The organism is Paenibacillus cellulosilyticus (assembly GCF_003182255.1).
In the GTDB taxonomy this organism is placed as follows: Bacteria; Bacillota; Bacilli; order Paenibacillales; family Paenibacillaceae; genus Paenibacillus_T; species Paenibacillus_T cellulosilyticus.
The window spans coordinates 42729-61497 of record NZ_QGTQ01000020.1 but is presented as its reverse complement, the minus strand read 5'-3'; the positions used below and the strand labels follow the sequence as shown (position 1 = coordinate 61497).

General features: G+C 51.1%; 16 protein-coding genes. 3 read left to right on the top strand and 13 right to left on the bottom strand.

What is annotated here, in order from left to right; genetic code table 11:
- Nucleotides 1-55: 55 nt before the first annotated feature.
- Complete coding sequence (locus DFQ01_RS20815) at nt 56-913, top strand: AraC family transcriptional regulator (protein ID WP_110045842.1); 858 nt, start codon at nt 56-58, stop codon at nt 911-913.
- Between the two features lie 76 nt (nt 914-989).
- On the opposite strand, the gene DFQ01_RS20810 is transcribed toward DFQ01_RS20815, so the two are convergent.
- The 9 genes from DFQ01_RS20810 to DFQ01_RS20770 all read right to left on the bottom strand — a co-directional run bounded on the left by DFQ01_RS20810 (nt 990) and on the right by DFQ01_RS20770 (nt 11679).
- Nucleotides 990-1889 carry a YhcN/YlaJ family sporulation lipoprotein gene (locus DFQ01_RS20810; RefSeq protein WP_174812791.1) on the bottom strand — a complete coding sequence of 300 codons (900 nt, stop codon included), beginning with the start codon at nt 1887-1889 and terminating at the stop codon, nt 990-992.
- 44 nt (nt 1890-1933) lie between these two features.
- On the bottom strand, nt 1934-2743 hold the full coding sequence (locus DFQ01_RS20805; protein ID WP_110045841.1) for a polysaccharide deacetylase family protein: 810 nt from the start codon (nt 2741-2743) through the stop codon (nt 1934-1936).
- A gap of 148 nt (nt 2744-2891) precedes the next feature.
- Nucleotides 2892-3248, bottom strand: a complete 357-nt coding sequence (locus tag DFQ01_RS20800; RefSeq protein WP_110045840.1) for a YmaF family protein — start codon at nt 3246-3248, stop codon at nt 2892-2894.
- Nucleotides 3249-3346: 98 nt separating this feature from the next.
- Nucleotides 3347-4282, bottom strand: coding sequence for a transglutaminase family protein (locus DFQ01_RS20795; protein WP_110045839.1), 936 nt, complete (start codon nt 4280-4282; stop codon nt 3347-3349).
- Nucleotides 4279-5262, bottom strand: coding sequence for an alpha-E domain-containing protein (locus DFQ01_RS20790; RefSeq protein ID WP_110045838.1), 984 nt, complete (start codon nt 5260-5262; stop codon nt 4279-4281). Before DFQ01_RS20790 ends, DFQ01_RS20795 begins: the two co-directional genes overlap by 4 nt.
- A 22-nt stretch (nt 5263-5284) precedes the next feature.
- Nucleotides 5285-6742, bottom strand: coding sequence for a circularly permuted type 2 ATP-grasp protein (locus DFQ01_RS20785; RefSeq protein WP_110045837.1), 1458 nt, complete (start codon nt 6740-6742; stop codon nt 5285-5287).
- Nucleotides 6743-7184: 442 nt separating this feature from the next.
- Nucleotides 7185-8528, bottom strand: coding sequence for an MATE family efflux transporter (locus DFQ01_RS20780; protein ID WP_110045836.1), 1344 nt, complete (start codon nt 8526-8528; stop codon nt 7185-7187).
- A 213-nt stretch (nt 8529-8741) separates the two neighbouring features.
- On the bottom strand, nt 8742-9551 hold the full coding sequence (locus DFQ01_RS20775; protein ID WP_110045835.1) for a class I SAM-dependent methyltransferase: 810 nt from the start codon (nt 9549-9551) through the stop codon (nt 8742-8744).
- 232 nt (nt 9552-9783) lie between these two features.
- Nucleotides 9784-11679, bottom strand: coding sequence for a PrkA family serine protein kinase (locus tag DFQ01_RS20770; protein ID WP_110045834.1), 1896 nt, complete (start codon nt 11677-11679; stop codon nt 9784-9786).
- A gap of 267 nt (nt 11680-11946) precedes the next feature.
- On the opposite strand from DFQ01_RS20770, the gene DFQ01_RS20765 reads away from it, so the two are divergent.
- Both DFQ01_RS20765 and DFQ01_RS20755 read left to right on the top strand, forming a co-directional pair.
- Nucleotides 11947-12816, top strand: a complete 870-nt coding sequence (locus DFQ01_RS20765) for a DUF2161 domain-containing phosphodiesterase (RefSeq protein ID WP_110045833.1) — start codon at nt 11947-11949, stop codon at nt 12814-12816.
- Nucleotides 12817-13656: 840 nt separating this feature from the next.
- Nucleotides 13657-13986 (top strand): HIT domain-containing protein, encoded by a 330-nt coding sequence (locus tag DFQ01_RS20755; protein ID WP_110045831.1) that lies wholly within the window; start codon nt 13657-13659, stop codon nt 13984-13986.
- Nucleotides 13987-14074: 88 nt separating this feature from the next.
- On the opposite strand, the gene DFQ01_RS20750 is transcribed toward DFQ01_RS20755, so the two are convergent.
- The 4 genes from DFQ01_RS20750 to DFQ01_RS20735 all read right to left on the bottom strand — a co-directional run bounded on the left by DFQ01_RS20750 (nt 14075) and on the right by DFQ01_RS20735 (nt 18586).
- Nucleotides 14075-15295: an aminotransferase-like domain-containing protein gene (locus DFQ01_RS20750; protein WP_174812792.1), complete on the bottom strand. Its 1221-nt coding sequence runs from the start codon at nt 15293-15295 to the stop codon at nt 14075-14077.
- 88 nt (nt 15296-15383) lie between these two features.
- Complete coding sequence (locus DFQ01_RS20745; RefSeq protein WP_110045829.1) at nt 15384-16718, bottom strand: ABC transporter substrate-binding protein; 1335 nt, start codon at nt 16716-16718, stop codon at nt 15384-15386.
- A gap of 145 nt (nt 16719-16863) precedes the next feature.
- Complete coding sequence (locus DFQ01_RS20740; RefSeq protein ID WP_110045828.1) at nt 16864-17703, bottom strand: carbohydrate ABC transporter permease; 840 nt, start codon at nt 17701-17703, stop codon at nt 16864-16866.
- A gap of 1 nt (nt 17704) precedes the next feature.
- Nucleotides 17705-18586 carry a carbohydrate ABC transporter permease gene (locus tag DFQ01_RS20735; protein ID WP_110045827.1) on the bottom strand — a complete coding sequence of 294 codons (882 nt, stop codon included), beginning with the start codon at nt 18584-18586 and terminating at the stop codon, nt 17705-17707.
- Between the last annotated feature and the right edge of the window lie 183 nt (nt 18587-18769).

Sequence of the window (18769 nt, the reverse complement as noted above, 5' to 3'; positions counted from 1 at the left end):
TAATTCCTCATGCATTTATTATAATAGGAGCCAGTCAATCGCTTGAAGAAACAATATGCTTGAAAACATCAACAATCTGACTGAAGTTATCCGAGTCACAGTGAGAGGGGAGCCAGACATCACGATGCAGGAGATTCATGTCGACCTCAGCGAATATTCGAAGCACCAGCATCCATTTCACCATTTATTTGATCAGGGTCTAGATACATACATCGTTCGCCTTCAAATTGAAGGATTCTGCCAAGCCTTAGTTGATGGTGAAATTCGCGATATCAAACCGGGGGATCTGCTGCTGTTCAAACCAGGCGATATCTACGATTTGCGCATCGGTTACGGACAGGAAACGTTTACACAATCCGGTGATTACTATGTAATGAGCAACGGGCCAGGCATGAAGGAATGGTGGGAGATGAAGCCTCGGCCAACGCTGACGAAGATCGCGGAGGACACTCGTCTGCAGGCGGTATGGCGGCAGATTATTTTGGAGAAAAGAAGACTTGATGGCGGTAACCCCGCAGTTGTCACTGCGCTAGCCTGGTCCCTTCTGCTGCTGATCGATCGTGCTATTGAAGAGGCCCCAGAGGATCAATCACCCGCTGCCTATCATGCACTTCGCATGCGGCAGTATATCGAGGAGCATGCGGCTGGCGAGCTGACGCTTGCCGATGTGGCTCATCATACCGGGCTGAGTGTGTCGCGTGCGGTCTATTTGTTCAAACAGCATTTTGGCACTTCAATCATTCGTTATACGCAGCAGCTTAGGCTTGCCCACGCCATGAAGCTGATGGATCACAGTCTGTTATCACTTGAGCAAATCGCATCAGAGACGGGACTTGGCAGCTATGCTTATTTTCACCGTCTGTTCCGCGAACGATATGGCATCTCCCCTGGAGCATATCGAAACAAAAAATGAATGAGTATCTCCAAACAGCAAAAAGGACAAGCCGCGCTCAGCTGTGCAGCGGCTCATCCCTCGTTTGGTATTTGTTTTAGCGGAGTGGGGCAGTTACGGCATTGCCGATATCATCAATGATGGCACGAATATCATTGCCAAACGTACGAATCGGGTGTCTCAGCCCATCCGTACCGTTCGTGCCATACAAGTTATACGTACCGTTCGTCCCCAACGATTGGTAGCTATTGTTCAGACGATTATTCAGTCCAAGCGCATTTTCAGTACCATTGTGCGTGCGGTTGAACGTGCCATTGCCAAGACCGTACGTAGTCGTGTTGTCATAACGGCCGTTCGTGCCTAGACCATTATACGTTCCAGTCGTTCCGTATGGACGTACGGAAGTGCCATTATTGACACCTGTACCTGTACCCGTACCCGTACCCGTACCCGTACCCGTACCCGTACCCGTACCCGTACCCGTTAATTGTCCATACAACGAACGAATACGCGTATGAATATTTTTGTCGCTTGTAATATGAAGCTTTAAGCCCTTCGCCTCGGCGCGTACACTATCATGAACCTTCTGCTCGACCTTGCGAGTATTCTCGCCAGTTTTCACATCGACACCAATAATCGCATCATTGCCATAGACAACTGCCGTTGCATGACTTACTCCTCTAACAGCTGCGGCTTTCTTCGAAAGCTTCTCTGCCAATGCACGGTTATACGAGCTTGCATTGACGTTGTTGTTCGTGTTCGTGTTCGTGTTGGCATTCATGTTCGTACTTGTGTTTGTACGGTTGAGGTGATCCATGCCAGTTACGCTGTTCAGGCTATAACGATTAGCATCCTGGTGGTAGTTCCTTACCGATTGAGACTGATACCGGTTCGTTGTTACACCGTTTTTGTTACGTTCATTGTTGTACGTACCACAAGCCGTCGTTGTCGCCATCATCAAAGAAAGCAGCAGCACTGCGCCAGTTGTTTTGCGCAAGCTCAATCACCTCCGCAACATATAATGCGAGGATTAGTTCGCCGTTACTCAGGTAATAGATGACTCTGCTGCTCTGGGTTGGCATCCCGCATAAGCTCGGAGACCGTAACGAATCGGAATCCCCTGCGTGCAAGCTCGGGCAGGATCGTCTCAAGCGCTTGGATCGTCTGCGACTTCCCCTCGATATGGTCATGAAACAACACGATGTCTCCATTATGTGCATTGCGCAGTACCTTGTTCGTAATCTGAGCAACGCCAGGGCGTACCCAATCCCTCGTATCTTGATGCCATGACCAAATAATCGGTTTCAATCCCATCGAGTTGGCGGTCGTAACCAGCTTTTCATTAAACATGCCGCCTGGCGGGCGGAATAAAACGGAATGCTGTCCCGTCGCTCGTCGAATCGCCTCTTCGGTCTTCTTCAGATCCGCTTGAATTTGGGCTGGAGAACTGTTCTGAAAATACGTATGGTTGTATGTGTGATTGGCAATTTCATGCCCCTCTGACACGATACGCTGCGCCGTAGTCGGGAAAGCGTCCACCCTTTTACCAACAACAAAAAATGTACATCGCGCCTCATACCGCTTCAATAAATCCAATATGGCATTCGTCTGCGCAGGATCAGGCCCGTCATCAAAGGTTAGTGCAATAAGGGGCTGGTCGGTTTTGACCTCCCATACGACATCGCCACGTTTCTCATAATAATAACGATCTTTCTTGACCGGTACCGCCTCTGCATGTGCATGAGCGCTTACCTGGTGGAACGGGTGCAATAGTGTCGAATACGGAACCAAGGACTGCGGGACAAGCAGAGCGATGCATGCCGCAGTGGCTGCCCAAGTACGAAATGGCATGTCAGTCTCCCTTTTTTTTCTTTCAGGTTGCCCGACTGCTGTCATGTTTATGCGGGTGCAAGCCCGTTCGCATTTTACTCGGTATTGAGAACAAACGAAAATAAGCCTCCTTCTCCGAGAGCGTCGGCGAAGGAGGCGCAGCTGCAAGTTATACTAATGGCTTATCGATCAACGTTGCAAATTTAAACTGATGCACATGTCCATCGTTGAGCGTCGTTGTGCCTTGCACAAAATGAACATGTTTTCCGTTTCCAACGGGAATAGCAGGTCCTGTGCGAATTTTGCGCACTTTATGAAGATGATTGAAGAAATCGGTATTCGTCAGCTTGATCTCGTGCACATGGCTGTCGCCGACTGGAATAACCTGGCCCGTTACACCTGCGAATCGATGGTTGTGACGGTCGTTACCTTCCTCCGCTAATTTCGTGCTTGCGACGAACTCGTGAACATGCGTTTGTCTCCGTCTGCAACGCCCTGTGTTTCTGCCTTTTCTAAGATTGCTCATTCAACCGATGCCTCCCATAGTTCGTTAGGATACTCAGCATCATATTAAATGAGAGGCATCACTGCACAAGACGTTCGCTTATCTCCGCGCCATTATAGTCATTCGTCAACTCTCCGAACATCGACTGTCACTTGCAAGCGCTGCTTGCCTGTGCCCTGATAAATCCCCTTTACCGGAACGATGTCCTTATAGTCGCGGCCATGGCCAAGCTTCACATACCGCTCCCCGATTGGCGACTCATTCGTCGGATCGAAGCCGCACCAGCCAAGCTTCGGCACATAAGCTTCCACCCAAGCATGCGATGCCTGCTCGAAGTCTGCACTGCCGCCTTGAAGATCGCCGACAAAGTGATAGCCGCTTACGTACCGCGCAGGAACACCTCGGGCTCGGCATACCGCCAGCATCAGATGGGCAAAATCCTGACAAACGCCGCGCCGATTCGTAATCATCTCCGACGCCTTCGTCCGCACGTTCGTCGCGCTCGGATCGTAGATAAAGCTGGAACGGATATACTTGCTCAGTGCAGACAACCATTCATACACACCAACCGCAGGCGTCACATCCACCGTCACATTGCCTTCCGCTGCAATAGCGGTTTCACGCACAGCGCCAACGACCGGCACTTGGTCCATGAACGCAATAATCTCCGGCGTAATTTCGGTATACGCGGTCGGAAGCAGAAATTCGATGAACCGATCGACCGATTCATCCGAAGTCAGCCGGGCCCACGCTTCCGCCGGCTTGAGCCGCTGCTTATGCCCGCTTTCTTCTTTATTGAAAGACTCCGTCGTCACTACCGTTAGATTCGTCCGAATGGTCAACTTCGTGTGAGGAGCGTTAACAGAGAATGCATGTACGCGGTTGCCGAAGCCGTCTTCATACGTAAACAAGGAAGCGTTTGGCTCGATCGAGATCGAATGGTTGTAGCACGCCTGCCGCTCGTTCGTACACGGGGTGAGCCGAATTTCATTGACACTGTCTGTAATGGGATCTGCGTAGCTGTATCGCGTCGTATGTGAAATTTGCAGCTTCATGCACTGGCTTCCCCCATTCGAAAGAACGTCTTGGCAAACGCTACCCCAAGCGATTCGCATGCACTGAGCAGATGCGCGGTAATATGACCATCACGATCTAAGACTAGATCTTCCCGCTCCAAGCAGCCGATGTCGGCGATGACTTTGCCCACCTGCCGCAAGATTCGGTCATGCGCCACACGCAGCTGCTTATCCTGCAGATCCAGTGCTCGAATATGTTCAACAAGCTCTTGCAGGGCAAAATGGACGGATCGCGGAAAAATGGGGTTGAGCACGACAAATTCCACGATAGCTTCTACCGCAACACTGTCGAGATAATAGCGGCGGAACGACTGGTATCCACTTACCGATTTCAACACGGCATGCAGATACGGGTACGCATTCGTGCTGTTCCAGCCCTCGCCTTCTGCTGCATGCTCAACAGCTTGCATAATGCGCAATGTATTCTCCGCACGCTCTAAGTATTTTCCGCACTCGATAAAATGCCACTCATTCTCTCGAGGCATCACGGACTGGCTGTACCCTTGGAATAAAGCCGTCCAATCTTTCGTCTGGCCAAAAAACTGATGAGGCGATTCACGGGTCAAATCTTTGGACTGCTTCTCTCGCAGCCATAGATAGAAGCCGTTAATCGTATCCCACAGCTCGCTAGGCACCTTCTCCCTAAGCGTTCGCAAGTTGTTCCGAGCATGATTAACGCATGAAACGAGTGAATTCGGATTGTCACGATCGAGCGTCACATACATGAGCACTTCCTGCTCATCGTACGAGTCATATTGCTGCTCGAATGCCTGCCTGCTGCCTAGCGCATCGACGATGCGTGCCCACTTGCACATCGTCTCTACCGGTTCATCACCGCTGCTTGCATTCAGCTCTTCCTGCTGCAGATGATAATGTACATCGATCAGCCTCGCATGGTTTTCTGCACGCTCCATATAACGGCCGATCCAGAACAGCGCTTCGGCATTACGGTTCAACATGTCAATCCCTCCTCGAAAGCATTTAACGACTGAGCACCCACGTATCCTTCACGCCACCGCCCTGCGAAGAGTTGACGATTAGCGATCCCTCATTCATCGCAACACGTGTGAGACCGCCCGGAATAACATGGGACTCCGTCCCTTTCAATACGAAAGCTCGCAAATCAATATGTCTTGGCACCATGGCGCCATCGAGCATGATCGGTGCACGCGATAGCTGCATTGTCGTCTGCGCAACATATTTCTCTGGTGTCTTGCGGATGGCATCAGCGAACATAGCTATTTCTTTCGATGAAGCAGCAGGACCAATCAGCATCCCATAACCGCCGGACAATGAGGTCTCCTTCACAACAAGCTCCTCCAGATGGGAGAGCGCATATTCCCTGTCCTCTTTCCGGGTCAGAATATAGGTCGGTACATTATGAAGGATCGGCTCTTCGCCGAGATAGTATCGGATCATGTCTGGCACATAGGCGTAAACGGCCTTATCGTCCGCTACACCAGTGCCTGGCGCGTTCGCGATCGCGACATTGCCCGCCCGATATGCATTCATAAGTCCTGGCACACCCAATAAGGAGGTTGGATTAAATGCAAGCGGATCAAGGAAATCATCATCGATGCGACGATAGATAACATCTACCTGCCGCAGGCCGTTCAAGCTGCGAATGTAAATTTTGTGGTCCATATAGACAAGATCGCGACCCTCAACAAGATGAAGGCCCATTTGCTGTGCTAGGAATGTATGCTCGAAGTAGGCAGAATTATAAGGGCCTGGGCTAAGAAGTGCGATGACAGGATCTTTTTTACCCGTTGGACTTAGCGATTTGAGCGCGCTGAGAAACACGTTCAAGCTGCGTTCAACGTCCTGCACCGAAGAGGACAGGTACAAATCGTGGAATAGCTCACTCATCATCGTACGCCCTTTGTATAAGTAAGAGAATCCCGATGGTGAGCGCAAATTATCTTCCAGCACATAATATCGACCACGCTCGTCACGAATGAGGTCTATGCCGGATGCTGTTATATAGATGCCGCCAGGGACGTCGACCCCGACCATCTCCGGACGAAAATACGTATTCGATACGATCATCCGGCGCGGAATAACGCCATCCTTAACAATATGCTGTTCATGGTAAATATCATGCAAGAATGCATTCAGCGCTTGCACCCGCTGGCGGAGACCACGTTCAATCGCTTCCCATTCATGCTTCGGAATGACACGTGGAATAAAGTCGAATGGTATCGTCCGCTCCAGTGGCTCCTGCTGATTCGGTTCATAAAGCGTGAATGTAATGCCCTCTTCCAGCATTCTCTGGTTCAGCGCTTGCTGCCGAGCGGCCAGCTCTGCTGGCTTCATTCGGGAAAACAACCGATATACCGGATCATAGTGCGGACGAACGGTGAAGTCCGTGTCGAACATTTCGTCGTAGAACGATTGTGAATCATAATACGGTGTCTGCGACTGTCTGGCCGTCGACATGTCAACCGCCTCCTCCTAGGTGGTGCAGCAACCTTTCTCAATCGTGCCATCCGCCGTTACGCTAAGTATATGTCACGAATTGTTACACAATAGCCGCAATTTGGGAATGAATTTGATTTGATCCTACTATATTCTCGTCTTAGATGTCAACTTATATAACATAAAGTAGAAGGTTCTGGTACAAGGAAGACAGGACCCAACGAATTGGATCCTGTCTTCTCGTTATCCGGGCTCCGAGCTGCGCCTTTCACCTTCACCTAATGATGATTCGACAGAACGACTTCCTTTTCCTTCCTGAAAGTTCGTCCGAACGCGCCTCGAAATGGCAAAAGTACGCCTTACTGGAGTATATGTGAGCCCCTATGGAAATATGCTTGCCTTACTGGCAATATTTTTGTCAAAAGTTGACGGAACCGTTCGCACGGTGCCGAATCGTCACTTTTTAGTGGCCAGCCGCTTCTTTCACACGAATCAATGACCAATCCGTTCGATAAAAGCGGATCATTACGCCAATGCCGAATACGGTCAAATACAAATACAAAGCAAGCCACGCTCCCATGCTGCCCCAGTCAAATACGAACAGGAACAGGTAAGCAAGCGGTACGAAGATGACCCAGGAGCAAATAACCGAAATGCGCAGCAGGAACGTTGTCTCGCCCAAGCCCCGCATACAGCCTGCGTATACGTTAAGCAGTCCATCAAAAATTTGGAGATAAGCTGACACGCTGATCAGATGTGCAGCAAGCTTGTACACATCCGGGTCGCTCGTATAGATGTGTGCAATTGGCATCGCGAATATGAGTTCAAGCGTGCCTAGCGCAATAAGGAACAAGGTACCGAGAATCGCCACATCGGTGCCTGCTCTGCGGCCAAGCTTCGGCTCTCCCTGTCCGACATGGCGGCCAACGAGAATCGTTGCCGTCGAACCAAAAGCAAATGCAGGCATAAAGCCAAATGACATAATGCTGAGCGCTACCTCATTGGCTGCCAGCGCTTGGTCGCCAAGCCGCGCAACGAATGCGGTGAACAGATACATGGCGAGGCTGAGCGAGAATTCTTGAACACCCAGCTTGCCGCTCTCTGCAGCGATCAACCGCATTTCCCGCCAGTCCAGACGAGCTGGAACACGTGTCTTGTACTTGCGATTCAATGGGAACCAGAAGACGAATGCGCAAACCAGTGCTTGAATGCCTTCCCCAAGCAGAATGGCGAGCCCGGCTCCCTTCAGCCCAAGATCAGGCATTCCCCAATGGCCATAGGTGAGCGTGTAGGTACCGAGCAGCATAATCGCATTGGCGATAATCGATATGACCATGGACATCCGTGTAGCCCCGATACCCCTTAGGAAGCCATGGAAGGCAAAGTTGAAAATACCGAATGCCATCGCGTAGAAACGCAGCTCCGTATAGAACGACCCTGCCTCGACCAGCTCAGCGGAACCGCCGGTTAACCGGAGCAGATCGTCCGCGAACAGCCATCCAACCGCTATGAGGAATACGGCGAACAATGCACATAAATAGAAGGCGAAGTATGTACGCTCGATCCCTTTGCGCATGTTGCCTGCCCCATCATTTTGTGCGACAAGGTAGTTGACCGTGTGACCGATGCCGGAGAAGATGGCAAATGCGTTGTACATGATGATGTTAACGACACCTACAATTGCGATAAACAAAAAACCTAGCTTGCCGACGATAATAAGGTTGAGCGTACCTGTCATCGTCTGTCCTGCGAATGCAACCAGCGACGGGATCGCCAGTGCGAGAATCGTTGTCCAGCTTCGTAACATGTTAGTCTCCTCTAGTGCTGAAGTTGCCCTAATTGTGCAGGAGGGAACGGGACATGTCAACTGCATTGACGTTGGGAAATTGTAATATGATTAGAAGTGTTCATACAAGACAGCTGCCTGCCCTAAATAATTGTACTAATCTGAAAGCGGACAAGTGTTTAACAACCAAATAGCGGCCACCATGGGCCGCTATTTGTGATCTCTTGTATCGTGTTATTTGCGCGTTGCCGTTACCCGCAGACGGCGATAGTCAACATTCCACTCGCCATTGCTGTACAGCGCCGGACGAAGACGTTCCTCCGCCCAACGGACGACTGCATCCGCCTCTTCGGCCGGTAATGCGGACAGAATGCCATCTGCGAATGTAGCTAACCATCCCCGCAGTCCATTGTCTCCATTCGCCTGCTTCGTCGGCCGATCGAACAAAACAGCTGAATTCGCCTCGAAGCCCGCTTGCTGCAGCACCATCCCATATTCCCCGATCGTCGGGAAATACCAAGGGGATTGATACGGCTGGCTGACGCCAACAGCATCAAACGCCTCGCGAAGCGCATCTGTCACCGCCTTGATGTTGCCGTGGCCTCCGAATTCAACGACAAGACGACCACCAGGCTTGAGTGACGCCGCCATGCTAGCGGCTACCCCTGCCGCATCCTTCATCCAATGGAGTGCAGCATTGCTGAATACCGCATCAACCGGCTCGTCAGCAACATAGCGCTGTCCATCGGCTACCTCAAACTTCAGTGCCGGATATTTGGTACGCGCACTGGCTATCATCGATTCGGAGAAATCGATACCGAACACCTCTGCCCCTTTCTCCGCAATAGCGGAAGCGAGGTCTCCAGATCCACATCCCCAATCAATGACGGTCTCACCTGGCTGTACTTGAAGCAGCTCGATTAACGGTGCACCATACGCCGATACGAATGCCATCTCTTTATCGTAGACTTCCGGTTTCCATTTCTGCTGTTGGCCTGCTGCCTTCTCTCCGTGTTGATCCATGCTCACTCGTTCGTTAACCATCTCTCCCACGCCCCTATCAGTTGCGATTCGTTTCCTTAAGATGGTTATACCATGAGTAAAGTTGATTGGTGAAATATATAATGTCTATTTACTTAATAGTTTGTAACTATAAATGGAGAACATCTAATAACTCAGCGTCGTATCTTCGCATGTTGGGCTGCTGTCGATAGAAGCAGCAATCGCCCTGACCGGCCGAATGGCCGTATCAGGGCGATTGCATGTTGGGCAACGCTTATCGGTTCAACAGGCTTCCCACATAGCGCAGCAGCTCATTCGCGCACACTGGGCAGTAATGGTGGTCGTCGATCAGACGTTTCGTTACTTCGTTGATCCGCTTCAGCTGCGTCTCATCCGGCGTTTTCGTGGACGTCGTAATCTTCACGATATCCTTCAAATCGGCGAACAGCTTCTTCTCAACCGCTTCACGCAGACGCTCGTGGCTCGAGTAGTCGAACTTTTTGCCTTTGCGCGAGTACGAGGAGATACGGATCAGAATCTCTTCGCGGAACGCTTTCTTCGCATTCTCGCTTACGCCGATTTGCTCCTCGATGGAACGCATCAGTCTTTCGTCCGGATCAAGCTCCTCGCCCGTGAGCGGGTCCTTGATTTTCGTCCAATTGCAGTAAGCCTCGATGTTGTCGAGATAGTTCTCGAACAACGTGCGAGCGGACTCTTCGAACGAGTAGACGAACGCCTTCTGAATTTCTTTCTTCGCCAGCGTGTCGTACTCTTTGCGGGCGATCGAGATGAAGTTCAAATACTTCTCGCGCTCATCCTTCGTGATCGACGGATGCTGATCAAGTCCTTCCTTCATGGCACGCAGCACGTCGAGTGCGTTAATGCACTGAAGGTCTTGGCGGATCAAAGCGCTTGAGATTCGGTTGATGACATAACGAGGATCGATGCCGGACATGCCTTCCTCGATAAACTCGCTTTGCATTTCCTTCAGATCGGCTTCTTTGAAGCCTTCAACCTCTTCGCCATCGTACATGCGCATTTTCTTCACGATGTCGATGCCTTGCTTCTTCGTCTCTTTTAGACGAGTAAGTATTGAGAATATCGCCGCGGCCTTCAAAGCATGCGGCGCAATATGAATGTGCTTCATGTCGCTCTGCGCAATCAACTTCGTATAGATTTTTTCTTCGTCCGTCACTCGCAGGTTGTATGGAATCGGCATGACGATCATCCGTGATTGAAGCGCTTCATTCTTCTTGTTGGCGATGAACGCTTTGTACTCCGATTCGTTTGTATGCGCAATGATGAGCTCATCCGCTGAGATCAACGCAAACCGACCGGCTTTGAAGTTGCCTTCCTGCGTCAGTGACAGCAAGTTCCACAGGAACTTCTCATCGCACTTCAGCATCTCTTGGAACTCCATCAGACCGCGGTTTGCTTTGTTCAGCTCTCCATCGAACCGATAAGCACGCGGGTCGGATTCGGAACCGAATTCGGTAATCGTCGAGAAATCGATGCTGCCCGTCAGGTCAGCGATATCTTGCGATTTCGGGTCCGAAGGGCTAAATGTGCCGATACCGACGCGATTTTCCTCCGAGACGATGACCCTTTCTACTTGTACGTTCTCGATGTCGTTGTTGAATTCCGTCCTCAGCCTCATCTGGCAGGATGGGCACAAACTTCCTTCAATACGTACACCAAGCTCACGTTCAACTTCTTGACGAAGCTCATGTGGGATGAGATGCAGCGGATCTTCATGCATCGGGCACCCTTTGATGGCGAAGACAGCACCGCGCTGTTCACGCGAATACTGCTCTAGACCGCGTTTGAGCATCGTAACAATCGTTGATTTACCGCCACTGACTGGACCCATGAGCAGCAAAATTCTTTTGCGAACATCCAGTCGTCTGGCAGCCGAATGAAAATACTCCTCAACCAGCTTCTCGATCGCACGATCGAGGCCGAATATTTCCTGCTCGAAGAAGCGGTATCGCTTATGCCCGCCTACCTCCTCGACGCCATACGATTCAATCATATCGTACACCCTGGCGTGCGCGGTCATGGCCGGTGTCGGATCATTTCTCAACAGGTCTACATACTCTTTGAACGTCCCTGTCCAGGCAAGCTTATCACTCTCTGCTCGATACTCTGATAACCGTTTGAATATATCCATGCCTTGCCTCCTCCCATCGCTCGCGATCTGCCCTATCCCTGATTCCGCCTTGGGATTTCTCTGTACCGCCCACCGTGCCTAGATGCTGATTATGAAGTATTACATTCCTATGCGTAGCCGAGCAGGAAATTGACCACTTTTTTAGACGACTATTCGCTAACGCTCGACACACCGCATTCGTTCTCCTATAATGAAACTCGACTAATACGAATAGGTGTTCCTGCAGAGGACACGGACGGCTGCATTGGGGAACAGGAGGAAGACGGGATGGCTGTAAAGGAAGAGGCGGAATTGTACGAGCCGGTGAAGCGGTATTTCGAGGCGCAAGGTTACGAAGTGAAAGGCGAAGTGCTGCATTGCGATCTCGTTGCAATCAAGCCTGGAGCCGAGACCGAAGACGGCATGGATATCGAAGAAGAAGTTATAATTGTAGAAATGAAACGAACGTTCAATCTCGCACTGCTGCTGCAAGGTGTGGAACGGCTGCGTATGAATCCGTTGGTCACGCTCGTCGTGGAGCGTAATCGGAAGAAGAGCGGCGCCGTTAACCAGCGCTTCGGCGACATTACGGAGCTGTGCCGGATGCTGGGACTCGGACTAATGACCGTTACGTTGTTCAAAACAAAACCAGCGCTCGTCGAAATGTTGTGCGAACCAGGCGATCCGCCCCGAGCCCGTTACCGGGCCAAGCGTCATGATCGACTGCTTCGCGAGTTCCGTGAGCGCTCAGGCGACTACAATGTCGGCGGCAGTACGAAGCGCAAGCTAATGACCGCCTACCGGGAGAAGTGCCTCCGCATGGCTGACGCGCTGCGCCATGGCCCAGCCTCGCCCGCTTCGCTTGCTCGGCAGACGAGCAATAGCAAGGCCGGGGAGATGCTGCGGACGAATTATTATGGCTGGTTTGAGCGGGCAGAACGAGGCATATATCGGCTCACCGTGAAAGGTACGGCGGCGCTGACGGAGCATGCGGAAGTGATTGCCGGATGGCCGGCGCAGGAGGCAGCGGTGGCTGTTGATGTTGAGGTAAGTGAAAGTTCTAAGCCAAGTGAAAGTGCTAAGGCAAGTGAAAATGCAAGTGATTATATGGTGAAGCCGAAGAAGAGAAGTAGGAAAAGGAAACCGGAGAAGGTTTAGGTTACTGGCGGGGGAGATACGTTTGAGCTATAGCCCGCTTCGGTGCGGAATGTTCTTCCGATCGCTGTTGTCCTCGGATTGTTCTGATTATATAAATTCAGAAAAGGTAACAATCCGAGTGACAAAGGCGACCACTTCGTTTCTCCAGAACAATTCCGCACCTTCGCTTTACGGGTGCCTTCATGCCTCCTTTTTAAAATAGGTTTGGTCGCTCGTCTTATAACCTGACTCGCGTAAGTAGAAAGTTACTGGCGGGAGAGATACGTTGGTGCTATAGCCCACTGCGGCGCGGAATGTTCTTCCGATCGCTGTTGTCCTCGGATTGTTCTGATTAGAGTAGATCAGAATAGGTAACAATCCGAGTGACAAAGGCGACCTAAAAGCTTTCCGGAGGAAAGCTGCATCGGAAGCATATGCTAATCGTTTCTCCAGAACAATTCCGCCCCTTCGCTTTACGGGTGCCTCCATGCCTCTTGTTTAAAATAGGTTTGGTCGCTCGTCTTATAACCTGACTCGCGTAATGAAATTTCAATACACTCCCTCCTTTCTGGGTACCGACCCAGTAAAGACGGCGCTAACGGTTCCCTCAGCGCTTATTTAGATAGAAATAGCCCATTGCAAACGCTAACGGTTGCGGGTGGGATTATTTGCTTATTTTATATTTGAAAGCCCCATTTTCGAGCTAAGTAAGCTCTAGCGCAACCGTTAAAAACTTAGATACTTACAGAATCACGACATAGCCTCTATGGCAACCGTTAGCATCCGTCCCCGAGGAGATAGAGTTTGAACAATCAAAATTAGTGTTAATAAAAGGGAAACAGCACTTGTGGAGGGTTAGTGATGACGGAGGATTTCTACTGCGATGAAGTGTTAAGTGGTCGGACAGCGGTACAGAAAGTATGGGAGACGGATAACGTTCTAGCCTATCATCACACTCGCCCTTTCTATCCCATTCATATTGTTGTGATTCCGAAACGGCACATTCCGTCTCTACTAACCTTGGAGCAAAACGATAATAATCTCTTAATTGAGTTGATGGATGTGGTTAAAAAAGCGGCGTCTCAAGTTCAGGCTGAGCATGGCGCATGCCGTGTGCTGACAAACTTAGGTAAGTATCAGGACTCCAAACATCTTCATTTTCATGTTTATTATGGCGAAGCATTACGTTAATTTTTCTAGTACTTGTCTTAAATAGCTGCCGTTGGAGAAGCGTCAGCGACCGGAAGAATGATCTGCCATCGGAGCGGCCGCACATCTCTCACCCGTCACTCCACCGCCCAGTAAAATCTCTTATCGCTTCACCGACAATCTCTATTCCCCGCTCAATCTGTTCAACGCTGCAGCCCGTAAAACACAACCTCACCCTATTCCGCATAGCCTCACCTGCATAGAATTGACTCCCTGGAGCGATATCCACACCCATTATCATCGTTAATCGCCGCAGCGCGTCGGCGTCCAGCCCATCCGGCAGCGTCAGCCAGAGAAACTTGCCGCCTTCCGGCTCCGACCATGTCACGCCCGCGATCTGTTGGATTCGCAGCTGCCGCTGCATCGCGTACATTCGCTCACGATAGGTATCGGCAAGCCTCCTCACATGTGCATCGAGATCGAAATCAATCAGCAGCTCAGCCAGCACCAACTGGTTCCTTACACAGGCTTCAGCATCAGCTGAATCAACCTCCTCCCCTTCTTCCAAACAACACTCACCAGTACCCACACCAAGTCCAACCATCATCGTCCGTTTCCCCGCAACCCAACCAACCTGCACCGAAGGCGCAACAATGCTCTCGAAGCTGCTGACATACACCACACCGCCCGCCTCTCCTGCCAACGCATACAATGTCGGTACACCGGGTGCATCTCCATGAAACTTCAGCTCTCCGCACGAATCATCCTCGATTATGCAAACTCCATGAGCGCGACACAAACCAAGCACCTCCTGCCGCCGCTTCAAGCTCCACACTCGCCCCGTCGGATCACCGTACGTAGGCGCAACGTACAACAAGCGAGGCTTCACGGAAGCCGCACCTTCACCTGCCAGCAATCTCTCCAGCTCTTCCACCTGCACGCCTTGGTCATCACAATCCACCCCAATCACCTGCACCCCACATCGCACCAACACCGACAGTCCTGCCAATCCCGTTGGTCGCTCAACTAACATCGCGTCCCCAGACACTGTCAGCCTACGAACCACCCATTCCAACGACTGCTCCAACCCGCTGGTCAGCACAATCCCATCCTCTACCACCGACACCATGCTCCGCTTCCGCATCCGTTCCGCAATCCACTCACGCAGCGAAGCCAGCCGATCCTCAGTATCTTCCCCAAACGCCCTGCCTTCCGCACAATCCTCAAACCACGCATTCACCCTCGCCGCAGCGACCCGAAGCGCATCCCATGGCACCAGCTCCAGCGCCATATCATCTTCCGCCAACGAAATAGGCTCCGCCGCGTCACCCATCGAGAACCGTTCCGCCACACCCATCGCCCCCTTAGCCGATAAACGCAAAAAACGTTCCGTTACCACATCATACGCGGTAACGGAACGTCTTCAGCTATAACCTATTTTATTTCTTCGCCAGATTGCTCCAGCTCTTATCTACGGTTTCGAAGAATGCTGCTTTGTCCAGCTTCTTCGCGATGTACGCTTGCATTGCGGAGCCAAGCTCTTGCGTCAGACCTTCTGGGTAGCTGAACCAGTTCCAGCTCTTCGTTTTGCCTTCTTTGCTGTAGGCAATAACGTCATTGGCAATGTCGCCGAGAATGGCTGGGTCTTTCACTTCAACCGACTTGAACGCAGGGATGAACTTGAACTCTTCAACCGTATACTTTTTGCCGATATCCGATGTTGCGAGCCAGTTCAGGAATTCCTTCGCTTCTGCTTTCACCTTCGAGTTGTTGTTAATTACCCAGTTGTTCGGAACGCCAACATACAGATTGTCATTTTTCGCTGCATCATCGCTGATTGGCATTGGCATGAGTCCAAGGTTCAAGTCCGGGTTGATGCCATCGATTTGCACTTGCGTCCAGTTGCCTTGCTGCATCATCGCCGCTTTGCCGGAAGCGAACAGCGTTACTTGCGTGTTGTAGTCCGTCGTCAGCGGGTTCGGATTGCTGTACTCAAGCGTCAGATCAAGCAGGTTCGTCCATTGATCGAATACAGCGTTGCCTTCCACTTTGCCCGTGCCAGCATTCATCGCGTCTACAAAGCCCTTCGGATCATCTTGGTTCGCAACGGCAACGTTGAAGTTATGAATGCCGAGAATCCACCATTCTTGATAGCCGTTAGCAAAAGGCGTAATGCCCGCGTCTTTCAGCTTCTTCGCTGCATCCGCCAGCTCCGTGATCGTCTTCGGAACCGTCGTGATGCCCGCTTGCGCAAACAGATCTTTGTTATATACGAAGCCGTAGCCTTCGAGATTCATTGGCATGCCGTAGATTTTGCCGTCCTTCGTCATTGGCTCTTTCGCAACATCGACTGCGTCGGAAACCCAAGGCTGATCGGACAGGTCCTCCAGATGGCTGAGCCACGTTTCCATTTCATTAAAGCCGCCGTTGTTGAAAATATCTGGCTCTTCGCCGGAAGCGAACTTCGCTTTAAGCGCCGCGCCATAGTCTGCACCGCCGCCCACCGTCTCGATATCGAGCTTGACGTTTGGATGTGTTTTCTCATATTCGTCTTTCAAACGATTAAGCGCTTCCGCGATTTCGACCTTGAATTGGAACATATGAATCGTAACCGGTTCGCCGCTTGCTTCTTTGTTATCTTGGTTTTCCGTCTGATTCGTTGCTGTACCCGTGCTAGTGTCTGTGCTCGTATCTGTCTTCTTGGATGAATCGCCACATGCTGCCAAAGCACCAGCCAGTACGCAGGACATTAGGATAAGCGATGTTTTTCTCATAGAAAGAGCCTCCCTTTTTTTCTTAAAAATCCAAGAACTGTTTGATCTCGCGTTTGTTCGAACAATCTCAGTATAGCGAACCGGTTTCCTCGGTCACACCGACCACATTGAACAAAAAGGTGGAATTTGTTGATATTTGATCACACTATCCCTTAACCGAACCTGCTGTAATGCCTTCGATAATGTGCTTCTGCAGGAACAGGAAGAAGAGCACAATCGGCAGTACGCCCATTACTAGACCCGCCAATGCGAGATCCCATTGCTTCGTATATTGACCGAAGAAGGAGAACGTCGACAGCGGAATCGTCCGCAGTCCTGCACGGCTGAGCATCAGCTGCGGAAGCAGGAAGTCATTCCAGATCCATAAGCTGTTCAGGATAATAATCGTCATCGTCATTGGCTTGAGCAGCGGGAACACGATACGCCAGAACACTCCGTATGGCGAACAGCCGTCTACAACAGCAGCTTCTTCGATCTCCAGCGGGATCGACTTCACGAAGCCGTGGTAGAGAAAGATCGTCAAGGACGAGCCGAAGCCGATATAGCATACCCAGATTCCTGGAATGCTGTTCACGAGGTGGAACCAGCTGCCTACCTTCATGAGCGGAATCATGATCGACTGGAACGGAATAACCATCGCTGCAACGAATACGGCAAACAAAATGCGGTTGTACAAGTTGGGCTTGCGAACCATCCGGTAAGCGGCCATGGAGCCGAACAGGGTCAGACCAAGAATGCTGCTAACCGTAATAACGAATGAGTTGCGGAACGCTCGTGGGAAGTTCATTACATCGAACGCCTTCGAATAGTTGTGCCAATTCAGCGCTTTCGGCAGCGCCGCCGCATCTAGCAGTATATCGGCATATGGCTTAACCGAGTTGACGAGTAGAAAATAAAACGGAACCAAGAACACAAGTGCGAGCAGAACTGCTGCTCCCTCCAGCGTCCACGTACGTGCACGCAGGGTACGATTGATTGTCTTCATCTTAAGCCTGCACCTCCCGCTTCTTCGTCAGCTGTACTTGAACCGTCGTAATCGCAGCGACAACGAGGAAGAAGATGAGCGCTTTCGCCGTACCCAGTCCATAACGGTTGTTCTGGAATGCCTCTGCGTAGATGTTAAGCGCAACCGACTGCGTCGAATTGAATGGTCCGCCTTTCGTCAGCGACAGGATGACGTCGAATGCCTTGAACGACCAGGAGAGCGACAAGAACAAGCCAATCGTGATAGCCGGCATAACGAGCGGAAGCGTAATGTGGCGCAGTCTCGTCAGCGCGTTCGCTCCATCGATCGACGCTGCTTCATTTAGCTCCTTCGGTACATTGATCATCGCCGCAATGTAGATGACCATCAAATACCCCGCACCGCTCCACATGCTCACGATGACGATCGCCCAGAAGGAAGTCGACTCGTCTCCGAGCCACGGCAGATTGAACAGATGCCAGTTCGTTGCCGTGCCGATGGCCGCGAACCCTTTGACGAATATAAACTGCCAGATGAAGCCGAGCAGCAAGCCCCCGATTACGTTCGGCAGGAAAAATACAGTCCGGAGCGCTCCGCGCATCCGAAGCGGCTGCGTCAGCAGCAATGCCAGCAGGAAAGCTAGTACGTTCGTTAGTATGACAGCCGCCGCTGTCAGCTTGGCCGTAAACAGGAAGGAATTCCGGAATCCTTCATCCTGTACCGCCGCCTTGAAATTGTCGAAACCGACGAAGGAAGCCGTATCGGCGACGCCGTTCCAATCGGTAAAGGCATAATACATTCCCAAGAAGAACGGAAGCAGCACTATAATTGCAAAAGCCGCTGTCGCAGGTCCTGTAAACACAAGCTGCTGCAGCCAGCTGGACAGCCACCATTTTCTAGTCATTGTCAATGTCCCCCTATCACTTACTTTGTAAGCTTAGTATAGGGAATGCGCAACAACGTGCACACCGACGACAATGACCTCAAAGGTGGAACATATTGATATCTGAATGGACAATCTCTATAATAGCCAATATTCATACTCATGTCCTAATCGACGTCATCATTACATTTACGAAGGAGAAGG

Excerpts from the sequence above, each read along its gene's own strand:
- DFQ01_RS20815 (WP_110045842.1), top strand. The coding sequence starts at position 56 with ATGCTTGAAAACATCAACAATCTGACTGAAGTTATCCGAGTCACAGTG.
- DFQ01_RS20805 (WP_110045841.1), bottom strand. The coding sequence starts at position 2,743 with ATGCCATTTCGTACTTGGGCAGCCACTGCGGCATGCATCGCTCTGCTT.
- DFQ01_RS20800 (WP_110045840.1), bottom strand. The coding sequence starts at position 3,248 with ATGAGCAATCTTAGAAAAGGCAGAAACACAGGGCGTTGCAGACGGAGA.
- DFQ01_RS20795 (WP_110045839.1), bottom strand. The coding sequence starts at position 4,282 with ATGAAGCTGCAAATTTCACATACGACGCGATACAGCTACGCAGATCCC.
- DFQ01_RS20790 (WP_110045838.1), bottom strand. The coding sequence starts at position 5,262 with ATGTTGAACCGTAATGCCGAAGCGCTGTTCTGGATCGGCCGTTATATG.
- DFQ01_RS20785 (WP_110045837.1), bottom strand. The coding sequence starts at position 6,742 with ATGTCGACGGCCAGACAGTCGCAGACACCGTATTATGATTCACAATCG.
- DFQ01_RS20780 (WP_110045836.1), bottom strand. The coding sequence starts at position 8,528 with ATGTTACGAAGCTGGACAACGATTCTCGCACTGGCGATCCCGTCGCTG.
- DFQ01_RS20775 (WP_110045835.1), bottom strand. The coding sequence starts at position 9,551 with ATGGTTAACGAACGAGTGAGCATGGATCAACACGGAGAGAAGGCAGCA.
- DFQ01_RS20770 (WP_110045834.1), bottom strand. The coding sequence starts at position 11,679 with ATGGATATATTCAAACGGTTATCAGAGTATCGAGCAGAGAGTGATAAG.
- DFQ01_RS20765 (WP_110045833.1), top strand. The coding sequence starts at position 11,947 with ATGGCTGTAAAGGAAGAGGCGGAATTGTACGAGCCGGTGAAGCGGTAT.
- DFQ01_RS20755 (WP_110045831.1), top strand. The coding sequence starts at position 13,657 with ATGACGGAGGATTTCTACTGCGATGAAGTGTTAAGTGGTCGGACAGCG.
- DFQ01_RS20745 (WP_110045829.1), bottom strand. The coding sequence starts at position 16,718 with ATGAGAAAAACATCGCTTATCCTAATGTCCTGCGTACTGGCTGGTGCT.
- DFQ01_RS20740 (WP_110045828.1), bottom strand. The coding sequence starts at position 17,703 with ATGAAGACAATCAATCGTACCCTGCGTGCACGTACGTGGACGCTGGAG.
- DFQ01_RS20735 (WP_110045827.1), bottom strand. The coding sequence starts at position 18,586 with ATGACTAGAAAATGGTGGCTGTCCAGCTGGCTGCAGCAGCTTGTGTTT.